This is a genomic window from Burkholderia sp. NLJ2 (assembly GCF_049487195.1).
Classification (GTDB): domain Bacteria; phylum Pseudomonadota; class Gammaproteobacteria; order Burkholderiales; family Burkholderiaceae; genus Burkholderia; species Burkholderia pyrrocinia.
This window is the reverse complement of record NZ_CP137808.1, coordinates 1,783,138-1,800,613: the sequence shown is the minus strand read 5'-3', so window position 1 is coordinate 1,800,613 and position 17,476 is coordinate 1,783,138. Positions and strand designations below refer to the sequence as shown.

General features: G+C 65.6%; 12 protein-coding genes. 1 reads left to right on the top strand and 11 read right to left on the bottom strand.

What is annotated here, in order from left to right; genetic code table 11:
* Positions 1 to 218: 218 nt before the first annotated feature.
* The 11 genes from R9B84_RS08280 to R9B84_RS08230 form a co-directional block, all read right to left on the bottom strand.
* The gene (locus R9B84_RS08280; RefSeq protein ID WP_423759924.1) at positions 219 to 1,532 is read right to left on the bottom strand and encodes a fimbrial protein; all 1,314 of its coding nucleotides are present in this window, start codon (positions 1,530 to 1,532) and stop codon (positions 219 to 221) included.
* Positions 1,460 to 4,462 carry a filamentous hemagglutinin N-terminal domain-containing protein gene (locus R9B84_RS08275; RefSeq protein ID WP_423759923.1) on the bottom strand — a complete coding sequence of 1,001 codons (3,003 nt, stop codon included), beginning with the start codon at positions 4,460 to 4,462 and terminating at the stop codon, positions 1,460 to 1,462. The genes R9B84_RS08280 and R9B84_RS08275 overlap by 73 nt, the downstream gene beginning before the upstream one ends.
* A gap of 125 nt (positions 4,463 to 4,587) precedes the next feature.
* Positions 4,588 to 5,367: a fimbrial biogenesis chaperone gene (locus R9B84_RS08270; RefSeq protein ID WP_423759922.1), complete on the bottom strand. Its 780-nt coding sequence runs from the start codon at positions 5,365 to 5,367 to the stop codon at positions 4,588 to 4,590.
* A gap of 28 nt (positions 5,368 to 5,395) precedes the next feature.
* Positions 5,396 to 8,050 carry a fimbria/pilus outer membrane usher protein gene (locus R9B84_RS08265; protein ID WP_423759921.1) on the bottom strand — a complete coding sequence of 885 codons (2,655 nt, stop codon included), beginning with the start codon at positions 8,048 to 8,050 and terminating at the stop codon, positions 5,396 to 5,398.
* Between the two features lie 194 nt (positions 8,051 to 8,244).
* Positions 8,245 to 8,955 (bottom strand): fimbrial biogenesis chaperone, encoded by a 711-nt coding sequence (locus tag R9B84_RS08260; protein WP_423759920.1) that lies wholly within the window; start codon positions 8,953 to 8,955, stop codon positions 8,245 to 8,247.
* A gap of 72 nt (positions 8,956 to 9,027) precedes the next feature.
* Complete coding sequence (locus tag R9B84_RS08255) at positions 9,028 to 9,612, bottom strand: fimbrial protein (protein ID WP_423759919.1); 585 nt, start codon at positions 9,610 to 9,612, stop codon at positions 9,028 to 9,030.
* A gap of 845 nt (positions 9,613 to 10,457) precedes the next feature.
* On the bottom strand, positions 10,458 to 11,954 hold the full coding sequence (locus R9B84_RS08250; protein WP_423759918.1) for an agmatine deiminase family protein: 1,497 nt from the start codon (positions 11,952 to 11,954) through the stop codon (positions 10,458 to 10,460).
* A gap of 151 nt (positions 11,955 to 12,105) precedes the next feature.
* The gene (locus R9B84_RS08245; protein ID WP_423759917.1) at positions 12,106 to 13,218 is read right to left on the bottom strand and encodes an agmatine deiminase family protein; all 1,113 of its coding nucleotides are present in this window, start codon (positions 13,216 to 13,218) and stop codon (positions 12,106 to 12,108) included.
* A 50-nt stretch (positions 13,219 to 13,268) separates the two neighbouring features.
* A complete protein-coding gene (locus R9B84_RS08240) occupies positions 13,269 to 14,381 on the bottom strand; it encodes a polyamine ABC transporter substrate-binding protein (RefSeq protein WP_423759916.1) in 1,113 nt (370 codons plus the stop codon).
* A 10-nt stretch (positions 14,382 to 14,391) separates the two neighbouring features.
* The gene (aguB, locus tag R9B84_RS08235) at positions 14,392 to 15,306 is read right to left on the bottom strand and encodes an N-carbamoylputrescine amidase (RefSeq protein ID WP_423759915.1); all 915 of its coding nucleotides are present in this window, start codon (positions 15,304 to 15,306) and stop codon (positions 14,392 to 14,394) included.
* Between the two features lie 45 nt (positions 15,307 to 15,351).
* Positions 15,352 to 16,389 carry an agmatine deiminase family protein gene (locus tag R9B84_RS08230; RefSeq protein ID WP_423759914.1) on the bottom strand — a complete coding sequence of 346 codons (1,038 nt, stop codon included), beginning with the start codon at positions 16,387 to 16,389 and terminating at the stop codon, positions 15,352 to 15,354.
* 101 nt (positions 16,390 to 16,490) lie between these two features.
* Between R9B84_RS08230 and R9B84_RS08225 the strand changes: the two genes are divergently transcribed.
* Positions 16,491 to 17,417, top strand: a complete 927-nt coding sequence (locus R9B84_RS08225; RefSeq protein ID WP_423759913.1) for a LysR family transcriptional regulator — start codon at positions 16,491 to 16,493, stop codon at positions 17,415 to 17,417.
* Positions 17,418 to 17,476: the final 59 nt, after the last annotated feature.

The following is a 17,476-nucleotide window of genomic DNA, read 5'->3' as shown; positions in this document are numbered from 1 at the left end:
AACATCGCGACGCGTGTGGGGTCGCGAAGCCGCTAACGTATCAGCGCGCGCGGCGAATCCGAACCAACAAATGGTGCTTTGCTCAGCGGGTTTCGTGATGAGCGATGCCGGCCGCGGGCGCGAATCGCGGCCAGGAATGCGTATCGTGCACCACGGATTCGGCGTCCTGGAAACGGCCTATCGCGCCGCGCATCGGGCCATGACGACCGCTTCGGTCGTCACGGAAACGTGAACGTGAATTCCGCCGCGCCGCCCGCATAGCCGGCCTTGAGTTCGGTATCGACGCCGGTCCGGATGTACTGCGCGCTCAACGGCATCACGGCCGTATCGCCGATGCGTTTCATCGGATATTGCTTCGCCGTGTCCGGTTCGTCGTAGGCGATCCGCTCGCCGGTCAGGCCGTTCGTCATCACGATGTTGAAGCCGCGTGCGACCGCAGTGCCCTCAGGCGCGCTCAGTTGCAGCAGCGTCTTGTCCGCATTCGGCTGGACCGCCTTGTCGCGGAAGCTGATCGTCGGCTTCGCCGCGGCCGCGCACCGGCTGAGCGCGATGTTGAAGTCGACCGGCTGAGACGTTGCATGCAGGCTCGGGAACTGGCCGAGCGATGCTTTACCGAGATTGACCGGGACAATCATGTTCGACTCGACTTCGCATTGTTTCGGCACCTCGATCCCGCCACCGCCGCCGATCGTCAGGTTGCCGACGCCGGTATAGGTGATCGATTGCTTGCAGTGGTGCGACGGAATGTGAAGCTCGGGTAGTCTCACGTCAGTGCCGAGCGACGCAGTGCCTTTCGGCAAGTTAATCGCGTACAGCGCGATGCTCGGCGTCCCGAGCAGATCGCTCACGACGATATCGCCTTCCGGCAACGAGGTCGCCGCTTTGGTCAACACGAGGTCCTGAAGAAAATAGACCATGATCACATTGCCGATGGACGGCGAGCCTCCCTCAACCTCGACGACCTCGGATTTCGCAACGGCAGCCGGATAAGCGTTCTGCACCAGCGTGCGCGCTTCACCGTCGCTGTCGACGCCCGCCCAGCGTAGCGCGATGCCATCCACGTTCGTTCGTGCGAGGCCATCGGTAATGATCGTTCCCAGGTTCCAGTGCCCGGCACTGACCAACTCGTACGTGCCGGGCGCGCCGACGTACTTATACGACACCATGAGCGACACCTGGCGCTGATAGAGCACGGCACCGATCGGTGTGCTGTTCGTCAATCGCGTGACCTGCCTCCAGGACGTCGCCTGGACATTGCTGAACGTGCAATCGCCCGCAGCAGCCGGTCGGCCCGTTCCAGCCGTTGCCGCACCGGCATGGCATACGCACGCTGCGGACAAGACCGCTCCGAGCATGCGCACGGACGCACGCCCCCATCGATATACACGCTGCAGTATCGTTGTCATGCTGTCTCCCGTTGAATCGGCGACGGACGCCGCAACGCCCGCCGCCGAATACCTTACTTCTCGATCACGCCCAGGTTGACACCCGCGAGTTGCTGCTGCGCAGCCGCACCGACCGCATAGCTCCACCGGAACGTGCCGCGATTCACGCCGACCAGACCACCGTAAACCTGCCGCCACGATGACGAAGTGCTGTTGTTGACGCGACCGCTCGCCACCGAATTCTCGACGAGCCCCGCATTCAGCCCGATGAGACCGCCGAGCGTTGCCTGGCAGCCGCCGCTGACCGCGCCCGATGCCGACGAGCCGAAGACTGCGCCCAGGTTGTCGCCGACGAGCCCGCCGACGACGCTGGACGTGCTCCCATACACGTTGCCGGTTGCCGATGCAACGGCAAGCGTGCCCGACATCGCGTTGGTACCGGCAAAGCCCCCGGCCGACGCGTACTGGCCGGCCGAGACGTCGCCGCTCGCATCGTTGTCGGCCAACCGGCTCGCGTTGTAGCCGGCGAAGCCGCCTGTCTTGCTGGTGTTGCCGCCCGTCGTCTTGCCGCGCGCGACCGAATGCGCGATCGTCCCGCCGAGATGGCTGCCAACGAAGCCGCCGTTGTTGCCTTGCCCGCCGGACACGGCGCCGTAAGCCTCGGCGTTGTCGACCAACGCATCGCCGCCTTGATTGACGCCGACAAAGCCGCCCGTTGCCCCCGAAGACGCACTGGAAACCGCACCCAGCGCCTTGCTGCCGGTCACGGAGCCCTGGTTCAACCCGACGAACCCGCCGATCGCCTGAGCGGACTTGCCGTCGACCACGCCGCTTGCAATCGAATCGACGATCGTGCCGCCGTTGTATCCGGCAAAGCCGCCCGCCGTACCGGCCGTGCCGCCCGTCGTACGGCCCGAGGCCGTCCCCTGCACGGTCCCGTCCCGCAGGTTCGCGCCGACCAGACCGCCGACGTTCACACCCGACAGCCCATAGGCAGACGTCGCGCCGAGGCTCGTCCCGTTGCTGATCGTGCCGCGATTCACGCCGACGAGGCCGCCGAGCGATGCCGTGTTCGATGCACCGCCCGATACGGTAGCGTTCGCCGTGCTGTCGGATATCTGTGCGTATCTGGCGTTCTCGCCGACGAGACCGCCGGCAGCGTACGTCATGCCGTTACCCTCCACCTTGCCGGTAAACGACGACTGCGCCACGTTGCCGAAGTTGATGCCGACGAGACCGCCGAGCACGTTGCTGCGACTGGCGCCCACACGCACCTGCATGTTGTCCGACACGGTCACGTTCGAGATCACGCCCCGGTTCTCGCCCGCCAGTGCGCCGATCGCGACCGGTCCGGGGCCGGAGATGGCGCCGACGCTCGACGATTTCAACGCAAGGTTCGCGATGCTGCCCGTGTTGAGTCCGAACAGGCCCGCGTAGGGGCTGCCGCTCGTAATCGACAGCTTGCTGATCGAATGACCGAGGCCATCGAACGTGCCGGAGAATGGCGCATCGGTACCGATCGTCCTGAACGCGGTGTTGTAATAGCCGCCGGCGATATCGTTGCCGAGCACGTACAGGCCACCCAGGTTCGCGTCGACGGCCTGCAACTGCGCAAGGTTCTGAATCACGGTATGGAGAAAGCCGTTCGATTCGAATCCGGCGCCGATGCCCGACAGCGTGACCGACGCGCCATTGCCGAGCGAATACGCACTGCCGTAATCGAGCTTGAACCTGGTATTCGCGCCGGTCAGCGCGATCGGCGCGTTGATCCGTGCGCCGTTCGCCGCGCTGACGGTCACACCGGCGTTCGCGCCCGTTGCACGCAACGCGCCGTTCACCACGACGTCGCCCTGCCGGCTCGTCAGCGTCATCTGATTGCCCGTCGCCCAGCTCACCGGGCCGTCGACCGACAGGTTGCCGCGCTCGGCGACGAGCTCGATATCCGTCGTCGCGAGGTTGCGCGCAAGCGTATCGGCAACGATCGTCTGTTGCCGGTTCGCACCCGGCGCGACCGACAGATCGGACGACGCGATGCGCCACATGCCGCCGCGCCCGTTGGTGGCGCGGGTATCGACCATCGCGCCGAGCGCGACCTTGACGTCCGCGCCGCGCGTGTCGATCGTGCCGGCATTGCCTGGCGTCGTCGCGCTGGCGTTCAGGGCACCGGCAACATTGACCGTGCCGGCGTCGTAACCATCCAGCGTAATCCGTCCGGCGGAATTCCTGAGTGTGCGCGCCTCTATGGCGCCCTGGTTGTTGACCACGGTCTGAAACAGCGTATTGGCGGTTCGCGCGCTCATCAGCACCTGCCCGCCATCGGCCTTCAACAATCGCTCGTTGCTGACCAGCGCGTCGACGGCACGCCCGTCGACTTGCACGCTGAGCAGCTTGCTGCCGTCGAAGTTCAGCGTGACGTCACTGCCCGCGGCAAGCGCGACGGTGCCCATTTGCGCCTGGACGAGGCCGCGGTTCTTCACCTGGGCGCCGAGCAGCGCAATCGCGCCGCCTTCGCTCGCGACGAGATTGCCGTGGGTAAGCACAACGCTCGGTGATGATCCGGCGAACCGATAGCGGCCGGCGGCGAAGTCGGCGTTGCTGATATCGAGCGTCGATGCCACCAGGCCACCGACGTTGACCTGCGCACCGCTGCCGAACAGGATCCCGTTCGGGTTGACGAGAAACACGCGGCCGTTCGCGTCGATGCTGCCATGAATCGCGCTGGCTCCCTGCCCCGTGATCCGGTTCAGCGCGATCGACGACGCGGACGGCTGGTTGAACGTCACGCGCTGCCCCGCATCGACGTTGAACGACGTCCATTCTGTCAACAGCTTGTCGCTATGCTGGTTGATCGACATCTGCCGACCGTTGTCGTATCGCAGGATGTCGGCCTTGCCGGACACGACGCTCTCGCCGACCGGCAATGCATGCGCCGACGTCAATGCGCCGCCGGCAAGCCATGCGATCGCGACGACTTTCCGCGCGCGCGTCGACGCCTTGCCGCGGCGACGGGCCCGTTCGCCTGCCACCTGCCAGACGCCCTGCCTGCTGTTCCATACCAGTGCGTAGGTTTTGTTCACTGTTGCTTTTCCTTGTAATGATTGAAACCCTGCCGATTTCCCCCGGCAGGACGGGTACTGCATCCGTTGTCGGGCGCGGCGTGGGACGCCCGCCGCCGCGCGTCGACGTTGCACGCACTCGACGATCAACGCGGTTCGAGCCGCCCCCGGTGTTCGCGCGAACGGCCGCCGTCGTCGACCGCATCGAAGACGATGTCGCCCTCGGGAATGCCGGGCTGCGCGTCAAGAGGAATCTCGCTACGACCGAACGGCGCGACATCCACCGCACCGCCGGCCAGCGCAACAGCCCGCCCTTGCACGACGACCCGCGTCAGCGTCACGTAATACGGCGTCGGGTTGACCGGCACGAGGACCGGACGCGGTCGGCTGTCCGCATACGTCCACTGCAGGCGATCCGGTGCATCACGCGGCTCGCCCGCGATGCCCTGCGGCCGGTACAACAGCTTCATGCGCAGCCGGTATGCAATTCGCAGCGTGTTCTCCGCCGGTCCGGCGGGCGGAACTTCGAGCAGGTTGATCCAGAAGCGCGATTCCCGGTCCGGCGCCAGTTCGTCGCCCACCGCGCGCACGCGAACTGCCAGCGTCTGCTGCGGTTCGAGCCGCGCGAGCGGCGGCGCGACGACGAAGGGCACGCGCAGCCCGCTCGGATCGGCGTTCGCGTTGCCGTCGTCGAGCCAGATCTGGACGAGGATCGGCGCGCTGCCGAGATTGCGGGCGGTGATCGTCTGCGCACGCGCGGCACCCGGATAGACGAAGCGGGTCCCGACGACCGACAGCGCCGCGCGGGCGGGGATGGAAACGATGGACAGCGCGACGGCGAAGATCGCGAGACGTGCCGTGCGGGTCGCTCGAAACGTCGAGCGTCGCTTGCACGGCGCGCGCGGCTGCAGGACTGTGAATGACACGAAATCGTCGACGGCGCGCCGCATCGGATTACGGCCTCCCGACGGACGTCGCCGCGGCCTGCGGCAGCATCTTCGAAGGTGAGCGGCACACGCGCGTGAGCGTCACGTAGCCGGTACCCGCGCGCTGCTCGGCCGGCACCGCATAGTCGATCGTGCATCGCTGATCCGCCCGCGTGCCCCACTCGACGCGAATCTGCCCGTCATGCGCGCCGCTGCGCACGAACAGGCGACTGCCCTGACCGACCGCCCCGAGCGGTGCACCCGTCCGTGCATCGAGCGCGCGCGCGGCGAACGGCAGCGGACGACCGTCTTCGGTCGTCGCATCGATCAGCAGCGCGCGCGCCTTCAGCGTGTCGTACGACAGCATCACGACTGCGCCGGCGCGCGGTGCGACGCTGCGCGAGACCGTCGTCATCTCGACGTCGTCCGGAATATCCTTCGGATCGATGTCGACCCGGTTGAGCTGATAAGGAACGAGGCTCGGGATGACCGCGTAGCCGAACCGGTCGACCCGCGCATCCGTATTGCCGACCGACGCGCCTCGCGCGTCCGGTGCGCGCACGACGCCGACCGTTTCGCCCAGCGTCGGCCCCGGCGTCACGCCGCCCGGATGCACCACCAGCCCGCCCGACGCGCTGAGCGACGCCTGCTGGTAGCCGCTGCCCATGCCGAAATTGCCCGCGAGCGACACCGCCGGCAGTCGGTACCCGGCGCCGAAACTGCCCGACGACGCCCGGTTGCTGCCGTCGTAGGTTCCCGACAGCGAGTACGAGCCGTTGCCTTGTTCGCCGAAACGCCCGGACAGGCCTGCCATCGTGCTCGTGCCCGCGCTGCTGTCGTGCGTCACCAGCGTATTGAAAGTCGGCGCGCGACGGGCGTTCCGGTCGAGCGGAATCGACACGCTCACGCTCGCGAGCGTATTGCCTGCCGGGCGCCCGAACGACGACATGCCGGCAGACATGTTGCGCACCCGCTGCACCGACGCGGTCATGGTCACATCGCGCCACTGCTTGCTGTAGCCGAGCGTGAAACTGAGCGTTTGGCCGCGCCCAGCCCAATAGCTGAGCGACGAGCCGTTCAGATAGATGTTGCCGCCACGTCCGAACTGCTGGCTGATGTTGACGTCGACGCGATTGCGCAAACGCGGGAACGCGTCCGTCGACAAACCCTGGGCTGCCCTGCCGGCCAGTTGCAGCGCGTCGCTCAGGCCGAGATAGCCTTTCGTCGAATAGCGATACGCGAGCAGCGAGAAGTTCGTACCGCTGTTCGGCAAATTCTTGCTGTACGACACGCGAATGCTGGACCCATTCATCCGCTCCCCACCAGGCGGCTGCACGCGCGCGACCGTGACGTCGGTCGCAATGCCGCCGACCGGCGTGTTGAACGCGACGCCCATCAGCACCGACTGGTAGTGCTCCGTGAACGCGCCGCCGCCATATGCGGTCACCAGGTTGTTGATCCCGCGCTGCACGGTGAACTGGCCGACATATTGCGTTCCGCCGCCGGAACCGAAATCGATGGCGCGCCCCGCCATCGCGCTGAAGCGCGTGACACCCGGCCGCAGCAACTGGACCGTCGTCGCGAACGGCACGGTGAAACTGTGCGTGTCACCGTTCGCTTCGGTCACCGTCACGTTCAGGTCACCGCCGTAACTCATCGCCTGCAGGTCGTCGATCTCGAACGGACCCGGCGCGACCGTCGTTTCGTGTACGAGATAACCGCGCTGGTGGATCGTCACGCGCGCATTGGACTGCGCGACGCCGCGCACGACGGGCGCGTAATAGCGCAGCGTGTCGGGCAGCATCCGGTCGTCGCTCGATATCTGGACACCGCGAAACGACACGGCGTCGAACAGATCGCCGCTCGTCGAGCTTTCCCCGACGCGCAACTGAGCTCGCCATGCGGGCAGATCCGTCTGCGCGTATACGTTGCCGCGCTGATACCGCACGACACCGCGCTGCGACCACGTGAAATTGCCCGTATGGCGAATCCGGAACGGCCCGGCGTTTGCACCCATCGTCAGCCCCGTATAGAGCTGCGCAAATTCGTAACCGCTTGAGCGCGTCGTGAATGCGTTCGCGTTGTAGTTCAGGACCGCGGCCGGCACGCCGTTCGTCCAGGTCGAAGGATCGACGAAATTGCTTCGACTCGCGAGCCGCATGTAGAACTGCGGAACGACCAGATACAACTTCTGTTCGTCCTGATCGAACGAAAGTTCCGCGCCGGGGACATAGCGGGAGACCGGCTCGCAAGTCAGCCCGTCGGGCAGCGGATCGGGCGGTGCGTCACGATCCTGGCCCCGCTCGCTGCGCGCCAGGTCGACCCCCGAGCGTTGCAGCATCGCGCGGTCGTAGCACGGCCGCACGCGGCCGTCGCCGGCGCGCCGGAACGAAACCTCCTCCACCCCGCGCCACTGGCCGTTGACGACGATATCCACGCGTCGCTGCCCTTCCGTCAGGACGTTCTGACGTTCATAGGGCGTCGTGTCGATCGGCGTGGCGCCGGAACCATGCATCAGCATCGATGCGTCGAAACGGATCGCGTCGCCGGTCGACGGGGCGGATTCCGTGGGAGCCGGCACACCGTGGCCGGCATCGTCGTACGAGCGCGCGTCGGGGGCCGCGACCGCGCGCTCCACGAGCATGCCGGCGCTCGCGACCGTGATCGCGAACGGCGTGAGCACCGATGCGACTGCTCGCAGGCGCGAGCGAGGCCGGTTACACGATACTGATGCGCGCTCGCACGGAAAAGGGAGTGTCGATGGGATCTGCATGGGAAATCATGTTGTTTCGCATGCCGAATCTATTGAACGCCATCTTGACGTGGCGAAACGGTATGCTGAATCGTGCCTCGATGTTGCGCGGCCTGACGGCCCGGTCAGTCCGCCAGCTTTTTCGTTATCGTGGCGCGGCCGCCGTAGTCGTCGATGACCATGTAGCGCACGATTGCCGGTTTGTGAGGCGATGCGACGCTTCCCGGCAGCTCAAACCTCGCGCTGCCGAACGGCTCGACCATTCCACCGCCGGCGGACACGAATGTGCCACCAGGATCGCTCTCCACCTTGCCGAACGAAACGTAGTACGGTGTCGGATTGGTAACTTCGAGCATGAACTCGCGTTTGCCCCCGCCCGACGTTGCCGCGACCGCTTTCCAGACCAACTGATCGGGCGCGGCGTCCGCGCCGTCGGCAAGCGCCGTCGGTCGGAAAAACAACTTGATGCGCGTCCGGAAGCCGAAACGCAGTTGATTGTCGCTATCCTTTTGACTGGCGGGCACCTCGAGGACATTCAACCAGTAAACCGATTCGCGATCGCCGGGCAACGCAGCAGGCGTGTGCGTGATACGCAGCACGGCGCCGCGGCCAGGTTCGACGCGCTTCAGCGACGGGGCGACGACGAATGGCACCTGCAATTGCTCGGGCGGCACGTCGATGCGACCGTCGTCGATCCAGCTTTGTGCGAGCACCGGCTGCTCCGACGTGTTTTCGACGCGAACGGTCACATCACGCTCGCGTTCCGGGAAGACAACACGCGTGCCGTTCAGAACAAGCGCTGCCTGCGCCGGCACGGCGCAGGCAGTCCATGCCACGACGCAACACGCCACCACATAATTAAGAGTACGAAATGACAAGATCATGGCATGGGACACGTACTACAACGATCAGTAATAGGCCAGCGTATAGCGGATGAACGAATTGCCCGACCCGGTCTTGATCGCCGCCTGATCGACCGTCGACACGTAGGCGGCCGAATAGGCCAGGGTCGCCGTATTGTTCTTCACGGTCGCGACCTGTGCATCCGCCAGGTTCTGCGGCTTGCCGAGCCAGATCTTCCCGGCCTTGCCGTTGCCGGCATCGCTGACCTGAATCTCGATGCCTTCGGCCGGCTTCGTCCCGACGAGTTTCAGGTTGCCGGTCACCGGATTGACGTTGGCCGACGCCGGATCGAAATCGATCACGACTTTCGTATCGTCGGTACAACCCGCGTTGCCGCCGATATTCAGCGCGAACGGCACGGCGGTCGACGTCGAGCCGGCCGTGGCGAACGTGCTCGGGTTGATATGGTCGCCCAGCGGCACTTCGCGGATGTTGTCCACGCCCGGCGCCTGTCCGTTGATGTTGCACGTGACATCCGAGATGCTTCCCTCGAACTTGATTGTCCCGTCATATGCGTGGGCGACCGTCGGAGCCAGTACTGCGCCTGCAATACCGGCCGCAACCCAGCACCGAAGAAGATTCATCTTCATTTCCACCTTCCTATGAGATTGATTGGCTTGTGGCATGCCGCTCGTTCCGCGTCATGCCGTTTACTTCAACGGCCTGACGCGAAATACCGGCCGCATCGTCAATCCTGGAGGCATGGCATTTGCCGTGCACTTCGAATATTGACGATCCCGCAATTCTATTTACTCGGACTTGAAATTAATATCGTACAAGTAAGAAATTGATAAAGCCGCAAGCATGCGTGGAGGAACGGATTCGGGCGGTTTATTGATGCGGCCGCCGCTGGAGCGACTTTTCTGGAAGAAAGGCTGCCTTGAGATGCCCGCCCGGCAGTCGATTCGACGATATACGCAAGCATGAACAGACGTGCGCGTCAATACCCCAGATGATAGATACGCATATCATCTATGGAAATCCTAATTCAATACACGACACCGGGATAAAACCTAATTCGACTACTGAAATCGCTGAAGAAAATAGAAATCGGAACGATCAGGCCAAGAAAGAATATGTTTATGTTCGATTTTTCGTGATTCTTGATAGCTGCGGTACATCGCGAGAACACGCGTTGTCCATTACCGACAATCTGCAGGACCAGGACCGGAGCGGAGGATATGTCGAGCGCAGGCATGGCTCATGCATGCGTCGGTCAGGCAAGCGTGCGAATGGATGTACGCGGTGTACGCGCCGGCAAGCGCACATTGATCGTGTCGCCGTCGCGCGGGGCGAGCGCCAAAAAAGACGCCCGCTGCAAGCAGCGGGCGCGAATCCCAGTCAAGGAGGTGTCACACGAACTACGGGTTCAGATTAAGCAAATCGCGCGTCACGGACAACGAATCGATTTCGATATCGATATGACGGCACACGCTCATGCCGGCACTTCCCGCGTCGAGCAGTGGATGCCGCCGCCGCCCGACGCGATGCCGAGGATGTCGACCTGCACGATCGCCCGGTTCCCCGCATACGGGCGGACCGCGGCGACCGCGGCCGCGTCGGCAGCCGCGTCGTTGAACTTCGGCATCACGATCGCGCCGTTGCACGTGTAGAAATTGATGTAGCCGGCCGCGAAATGCGACATCTGCCGGTCGTTCAGTGTGGTGCCGGCCGACGAGCCGAAATTGACCGGCGGCACGAGCTCGACGATCTGCAGCGGCCGGCCGTTCGCATCGGTCTGCCCCGCGAGGCGTTGCCGGTTCGCATCCGTCAATGCGCGTTCGCCGGTCGAATTCGACGCGTCGTAGCAGCACGCAACCACACCCGGCGCGAGAAACCGCGCGTAGAAATCGACGTGGCCGTTCGTGATGTCGCTCTCGCCGGCCGGCGTCGCCGCACCGCCCGCGCCACCCACGCCGGCACCGCGCGGATAAGTCGCCGTGCCCGGCAGCCAGATGATCTTGCGCACGCCGAGCGTGCGCCGCAGTTCGGCGAGCACGGAGTCTTTCGCCGTCGGCAGCAGCGTCGCGTTGGCGATGACGCCATTAGGGAGGTCGAACAGTTGCGGATTCCGGTTCACGTGCAGCACGGCCGACTCGGTGAGGATCGCTGTTGCGTCGCCATCGAATTCGATCGCGCCGCCTTCGAGCGTCAACGTGCTGCGGATCAGGTTCGCGCCTTTCGTCTGCGCCATCCAGCCCGCCAGCGTGCTGTCGCGGCCGAACGGCTGGAAGAACTTGCCTGCCTTCGACCGGTTGCTCGCGGCCGCAACCGCCGGCGGGACCGCCGCGCCGACGCCGTCGGTGTTCGCATTGCCCCAGCCGTTGAAATTGAAGCCGACCGCACTCAGCGCATTGCCGTTCGCGGTGTCGCGGACGAACACGCAGCCCGTGTCGCGCACCCAGAAATCGTCGAAGCCGTCGGCGAGCGCCACGAGGTTGATCCCGCCCACGCCCGCCGGACGCGCCGCATAACGTGCATGCAGGTCGGGATTCGCGACGCTCGCGCTCGCAAGCAGCACGCGGGCCGCTTCCAGGTCGGCCGGCAGCACCAGCAGGTCGACCGGTTCGGTTGCGCCGATCGCCTTCGCGACGTCCATCAGATCCGCTCGAACCCGGTCGATGCCGGCATCCGTGCTCTGCGGCGTGACCGGCATCCAGATGCCTTCCGTGCCGGACGCGAAAGCCATGTAGGTCGACGCATGCGGCGCCTCTTCGGCGGGCAGCCGGTACGCGGCCTGCCGCGCCGACGGCGTCACGCGCGGCGCGGCAGTCGCGTCGGACGCGCCGTCACCGCCACCGCATGCAGCCAGGCTGCCCAGCAGAGGCATGCCGAGCCACGCGGCCGAACAGCGGATGAATCCGCGCCGGCCGGTATCCGGCATGTGCCGCACGAGTTTGTCCACGCTTGCGCGGGTCCCTTTTTTCGTCATGTGTTCACTCCATTGCGCAACCGGCGCGCGTGCGCGCATGCCGGCTTCCGTCCACCGGGACGGATTCCGCGTTGTTTTTCAGTAGTCCGGAACGACCGGCAAATGTCGGAAGCCGTGCGAACCGGTCACGCAGACCGGCCCGCGGCCGCACTCAGGCCGGCTGCTGTTGCGTGGTGCAGTGGATGCCGCCGCCGCCCGCCGCGATGCCGTCGATGTTCAGTTGAATCACGTCGCGGCCGGGAAACAGGTCGACGAGCGTGTCCCGCGTATTGCGGTCGGCCCGGCTATCGCCGAACTGCGGCGCGATCACCGCGCGGTTGCACACGTAGAAGTTGATGTAGCCGGCCGCGAACTCCGCGTTCTCGTAGGTGTGCCGGACGGTTTTCGGGCCCGGCAGCACGACAACCTTCAACGGGCGCCCCTTCGCATCGGTGGATTTCCGCAGGATTTCCAGATGCTGCCGCGTCACCGCGTGGTCGTACGAGGACGGATCCGTGTCGAGTCCGGCCACCACGACGCCCGGGCTCGTGAAGCGCGCGTAGAAGTCGGTATGCCCGTCGGTGATGTCCTTGCCCGCGATGCCCGGCAACCAGATGATCTTCTTCAGCCCGAGCAGGCGGCTCAGCTCCGCCTCGCACTGCGCCTGGCTGACGCCCGGATTGCGGTTCGGATTCAGCACGCAGCTGCGCGTGATGATCGCCGTCCCCTCGCCGTCCACTTCGATGCCGCCGCCTTCCAGCACCAGCCGCGTGTCGATCAGCCGCGCACCGGCGCGCTCGGCGACGAACGGTGCGACTTCGGCATCCTGATCGTGTTCCTGCTTGTTGCCCCAGCCGTTGAAATTGAAGCTCACGCCGCCGAGCTGACCCGACCCGTTCCTCACGAACACGGGCCCCGTGTCGCGCATCCACAGATCGTCGACCGGATGCTGGACCAGCTCGACCGACGAACCGCACAGCCGCGACGCGATCGCATAGTCCTGCTCCCGCACCAGCATCTTCAGCGGCTCGTGCGCGGCGATCGCCTTCGCGACCGCGGCCAGGTTCTCGCGCACCACGGGCAACAGCCGCGCGCCCCAGATGTCCTCGCTCGGGCCGAATGCCATCCAGGTCGCCGTGTGCGACGCACCCTCGTCCGGCATGTGCCAGCCTGCGCCCTGCTGCGCGTGCGCGGCACGGCCCAGCAATCCGCCCAGCGCGCTGGCGGCCAGCGCCGCGCCCGATACGGACAGGCCGCGTTTCAACAGTTGACGTCTCGTTGTCATGGCATTCCTCTTTCGCTTGCCGGTTGCTTCAATGGTGTGTTGGTGTGCCGTCACGGCCGTGCCGTCTTGAAACCGAGCCAGGTTCGGCCTTCAAGACGCATCACGGCCGGCGATTCGGCGATCGGCGTAAATAACGTGCGTCGCGTCGACTCGTCCGGATAGATGCCCGGATTGCGGACCAGCGCCGGGTCCATCAGCTTCAGTGCGCCCTGGTTCGCGTTCGCGTAGCGCGTCGCATTCGAGATCTTCGCGATCACGTCCGGACGCAGGATGTAGTTGATGAACGCATGCGCGTTGTCCGGATGCTTCGCGGACGCCGGAATGACCATCGCGTCGAACCACATCAGGCTGCCGATGCGCGGGATGTCGTACACGATGTCACGCTTCGGATCGCGCCCCTTCGCCTTCTGCGCGGCCAGGTTGATCGCACCGGAGAAGCCGACCGTCACGCACAGCTCCCCTTCGATCAGCTCGTTCGCATCGGACGATCCGACGAACTGGCGGATGAACGGCCGGACCTTCATCAGCATCGCCTGCGCGGCCGCGTAATCCTGCGCGGACGGATGCATCGGATCGCGGCCGATGTAACGCAGCGCCAGCGGCAGCACCGTGCTCGCGGAGTCCTGCAGGCCCAACCCGCATTTCGCGGCGACGCGCGCCGCGATCGCCGGGTCGAACAGCAGGTCGAGGCTGTCGGCCGGCATGTCCTTGCCGAGGATCGCGCGCACTTTCGCGCGGTCGTAGCCGACGCCCACGGTGCCCCACATGTACGGCACGCCGTACTGGTTGCCGGGATCCGACTGCGCCATCTGTTTCAGCAGCGACGGGTCGAGATACTTCAGGTTCGGCAGCCGGCGCTTGTCGAGCTTGCGAAACACGCCGGCCTGGATCTGCCTGGCCATGAAGTCGTTGGTCGGCCACACGAGGTCGTAGCCGCTGTTGCCGGTCAGCAGCTTCGATTGCAGCGTCTCGTCGCTGTCGTACGCGTCGTAGCGGACCTTGATGCCGGTTTCCTTCTCGAACGCGGACACGGTATCCGGCGCGAAGTAATTGCTCCAGTTATACAGGTTCAGCACCTTCTCTTCGTCGGCGCGGGCCGTGCCGGCCAGCACGCACAGCACGAGGCCCGGCACCGCGACGCGCAGCCATCCTTTCCGTTTCATCGGGCATTCCTCATCGATAGCAGGACGACACGCCGTCGCTGGTCAGCAACGTGCGATACATCTCCGGGCGGCGATCGCGGAAAAAGCCCCACGATTGCCGGTCGGCGCGAATCGCGTCGAGGTCGAACGTGTGCACGAGCACGGCTTCGTCGGTGCGGTTCGCCTCGGCCCGCTTCTCGCCGGTGTGATCCGCGATGAAGCTCGACCCGTAGAACACGCCCGTGAGCGCCTGCTGCTGCGGATTGCCGTTGCCGAAGCCGACCTCGCGGCCGATCCGGTTGGCGGCCACCACCGGCACCATGTTCGCGGCCGCATGGCCCTGCATCGTGCGCTGCCAGTGGCCGGCCGAATCGAACTCGCTGCTGAACGGCTCCGAGCCGATGATGGTCGGAAAACACAGGATCTCGGCGCCCAACAGCGCGAGGCAACGCGCCGTCTCCGGATACCACTGGTCCCAGCAGATGCCGATGCCGATCCGGCCGAAACGCGTGTCCCACACCTTGAATCCGGTGTCGCCGGGCGTGAAATAGAACTTCTCCGTATACCCCGGCCCGTCCGGGATATGCGTCTTGCGGTAGACGCCCAGCACGCGTCCGTCGGCGTCCGCCACGGCGATCGAGTTGTACGCGGCATTGCCCGCGCGCTCGAAGAAGCCGATCGGCAGCACGATGCCGAGTTCGCCGGCCAGTGCCGCAAAACGGGCGATTTGCGCGTTGCCTTCGAACGGCTGCGCGAGTTCGAGATGACGCACGTTCTGGTCGACGCAGAAATACGGCATCGCGAACAGCTCCGGGCACAGCACGAGATTCGCGCCCTGCGCGGCGGCTACGCGGATCAGGCGCTCCGCGGTGGCCATGTTGTCTTCGAGGTTCCAGCTGCCCGACGCCATCTGCACGGCGGCGACGGTGATGTGTTTGGACGGCATTGCAATTGCTCCTCGTGGGATCGATACCTGCTGGTCAGGCGTCGCTCAACTCGCGACGGAAGGCTGCTGTTGCGTCGAACAATGGATGCTGCCGCCGCCGATCGACAGCGTCGGGATCGGCAACATCTCCACGTTACGCCCCGGGAACGCGCGACTGAAGACCTCGCGTGCGGCCTGATCCTGCTCGACGCCGAACGCGGGCACGATCACCGCGCCGTTCACCAGGATGTAGTTCGCGTAACAATCGCAGTAGCGGTCGGAGCCGAAGCGTTCGCTGACGATCGGCGACGGCAGGTCGAGCAGCTCGAAACGGCGCCCGGCCGCGTCGGTCGCGAGTTCCAGTGCGCGGCGGTTTTCGCGCATCACGCGGAAATAGTCGCCCTGCTCCGGCAGCGCGGCCTGGCACAGCATCCGGCCGGGCGCGATGAACGACGCGATACCGTCCACGTGCCCGTTCGTCTCCACTTCGTCGGGATTGCCGGGCAGCCACACGATCTTCTCGACACCCAGCATGCGGCGAAGCTCCGCGTCGATCTCCGCGCGGCTCAGGTGCGGGTTGCGATTGGGATGCAGCAGGCAGCTCTCGGTGGTGACCAGCGTGCCCTGCCCGTCGACGTAGAACGAGCCGCCCTCCAGCACCATGTGCGAATTGAAGATCTCGGCACCGGCCGCGCGCGCGATGTCCTGCCCGGCCTGCTGGCAACCGTCGTACGGCTGGTACTTCTCGCCCCAGCAGTTGAAGCGGAACACGGCCGCGCCGAGCTCGCGCTGCTCGCTGACGAGGAAGATCGGCCCGCAATCGCGCAGCCAGTTGTCCTCGGCCGCGACCGGCAACACGTCGACACTCGCGCCCACCAGCACGCGCGCGGCGTCGGCCTGGCTGTGGTGGACGGCCACCACGCAGCGCTGGTAGCGGGCGATGGTCCGCGCGACCAGTGCGAATTCGCGGCACACCTGCGCGTAATGAACGCCCCACAGGTCTTCGCGACCGTCGAGAACCGGCCATCCGAGCCACGTGGCATCCATGGACTCCCATTCGGCGGGCATCCGGTAACCGCGCTGGCGAGCATCAAAGCGACCCATCGATCAGCCTCCGTTGTGATTGATGGCCGATTGTGCGACAGGTTAAACTTGATGAATATTGATATTTTTTGACCGAATCAATCAATTCACCTCATATCTTGATGCAACGCGTTCCGTCCCTGAAACTGCTGACCGGCTTCGAAGCCGCGGCCCGGCTGGGCAATTTCTCGCGCGCGGCCGACGATCTGCACCTGTCGCAATCGGCGATCAGCCATCAGATCCAGCAGCTGGAAGCACAACTCGGGCAGCCGCTGTTCCGCCGGCGCGGCCGCGGTGTCGAACTGACCATCGCCGGCGAAGTCCTGCAGCGCAGCGTGCAGCGCGCGATGGACACGTTACGCGGTGGGCTCGACCGCATCGCGACCTACCTGAACCCGGGGCTCGTCGTGCTGGTGTGCCCCGCGCCGTTGCTGCACGGCTGGCTGCAGCCGCGCCTCGAACAGTTGCAGCAGGTGCTGCCGGACCTGTGCCCGCTGCTGTCGACCGACGAAACCGCGCGTTACGTCGACGAGATCGACGTCGACATGACGATCGGCACGCGGCCGATGCTGCAGCCCGGCCTGCTGGATATCCCGTTCATGCGGGACGAGTGGGTGACGGTATGCGCGACGCCGCTGGCGGCGCAGCTCGAACGCGTGCCGCGCGGCGCGCACCCGCGGCATGCGGGGCTTATCTGCCTCGAAGCGAGCCTGACCGACGAGCGCCTGGCGACGGCGTTTCGCGAGCAGCTGTCGGATTTCCGGATGCACGCGATCTACGACGATCAGCGGCTCGTGCTGGACGCCGTGCTGCGCGGCCGCGGCATCGCGTGCCTGCCGCGCCTCGTCGCGCAGGCCGGCCTCGACCAGCGCGCGCTGACCGTGCTCGCCGACTACCCGCGCCTGCCCGGCACCACGTGGTGGCTGTCGCGCATCGACGGCCCGTCGCGCTCGCCGATCGTCGAGCGGATGTTCGAATGGCTGGTCGAGCAAGGCCGGCAGTCGGGCGTGCCCGATCCGGCGGCCGCTCCCATGCCGCCGCCCGCGTAATCGCGCGCCGCAAAAAAAACGTCCCGCCAGTTGGCGGGACGTTCGTCACGATGCAAATG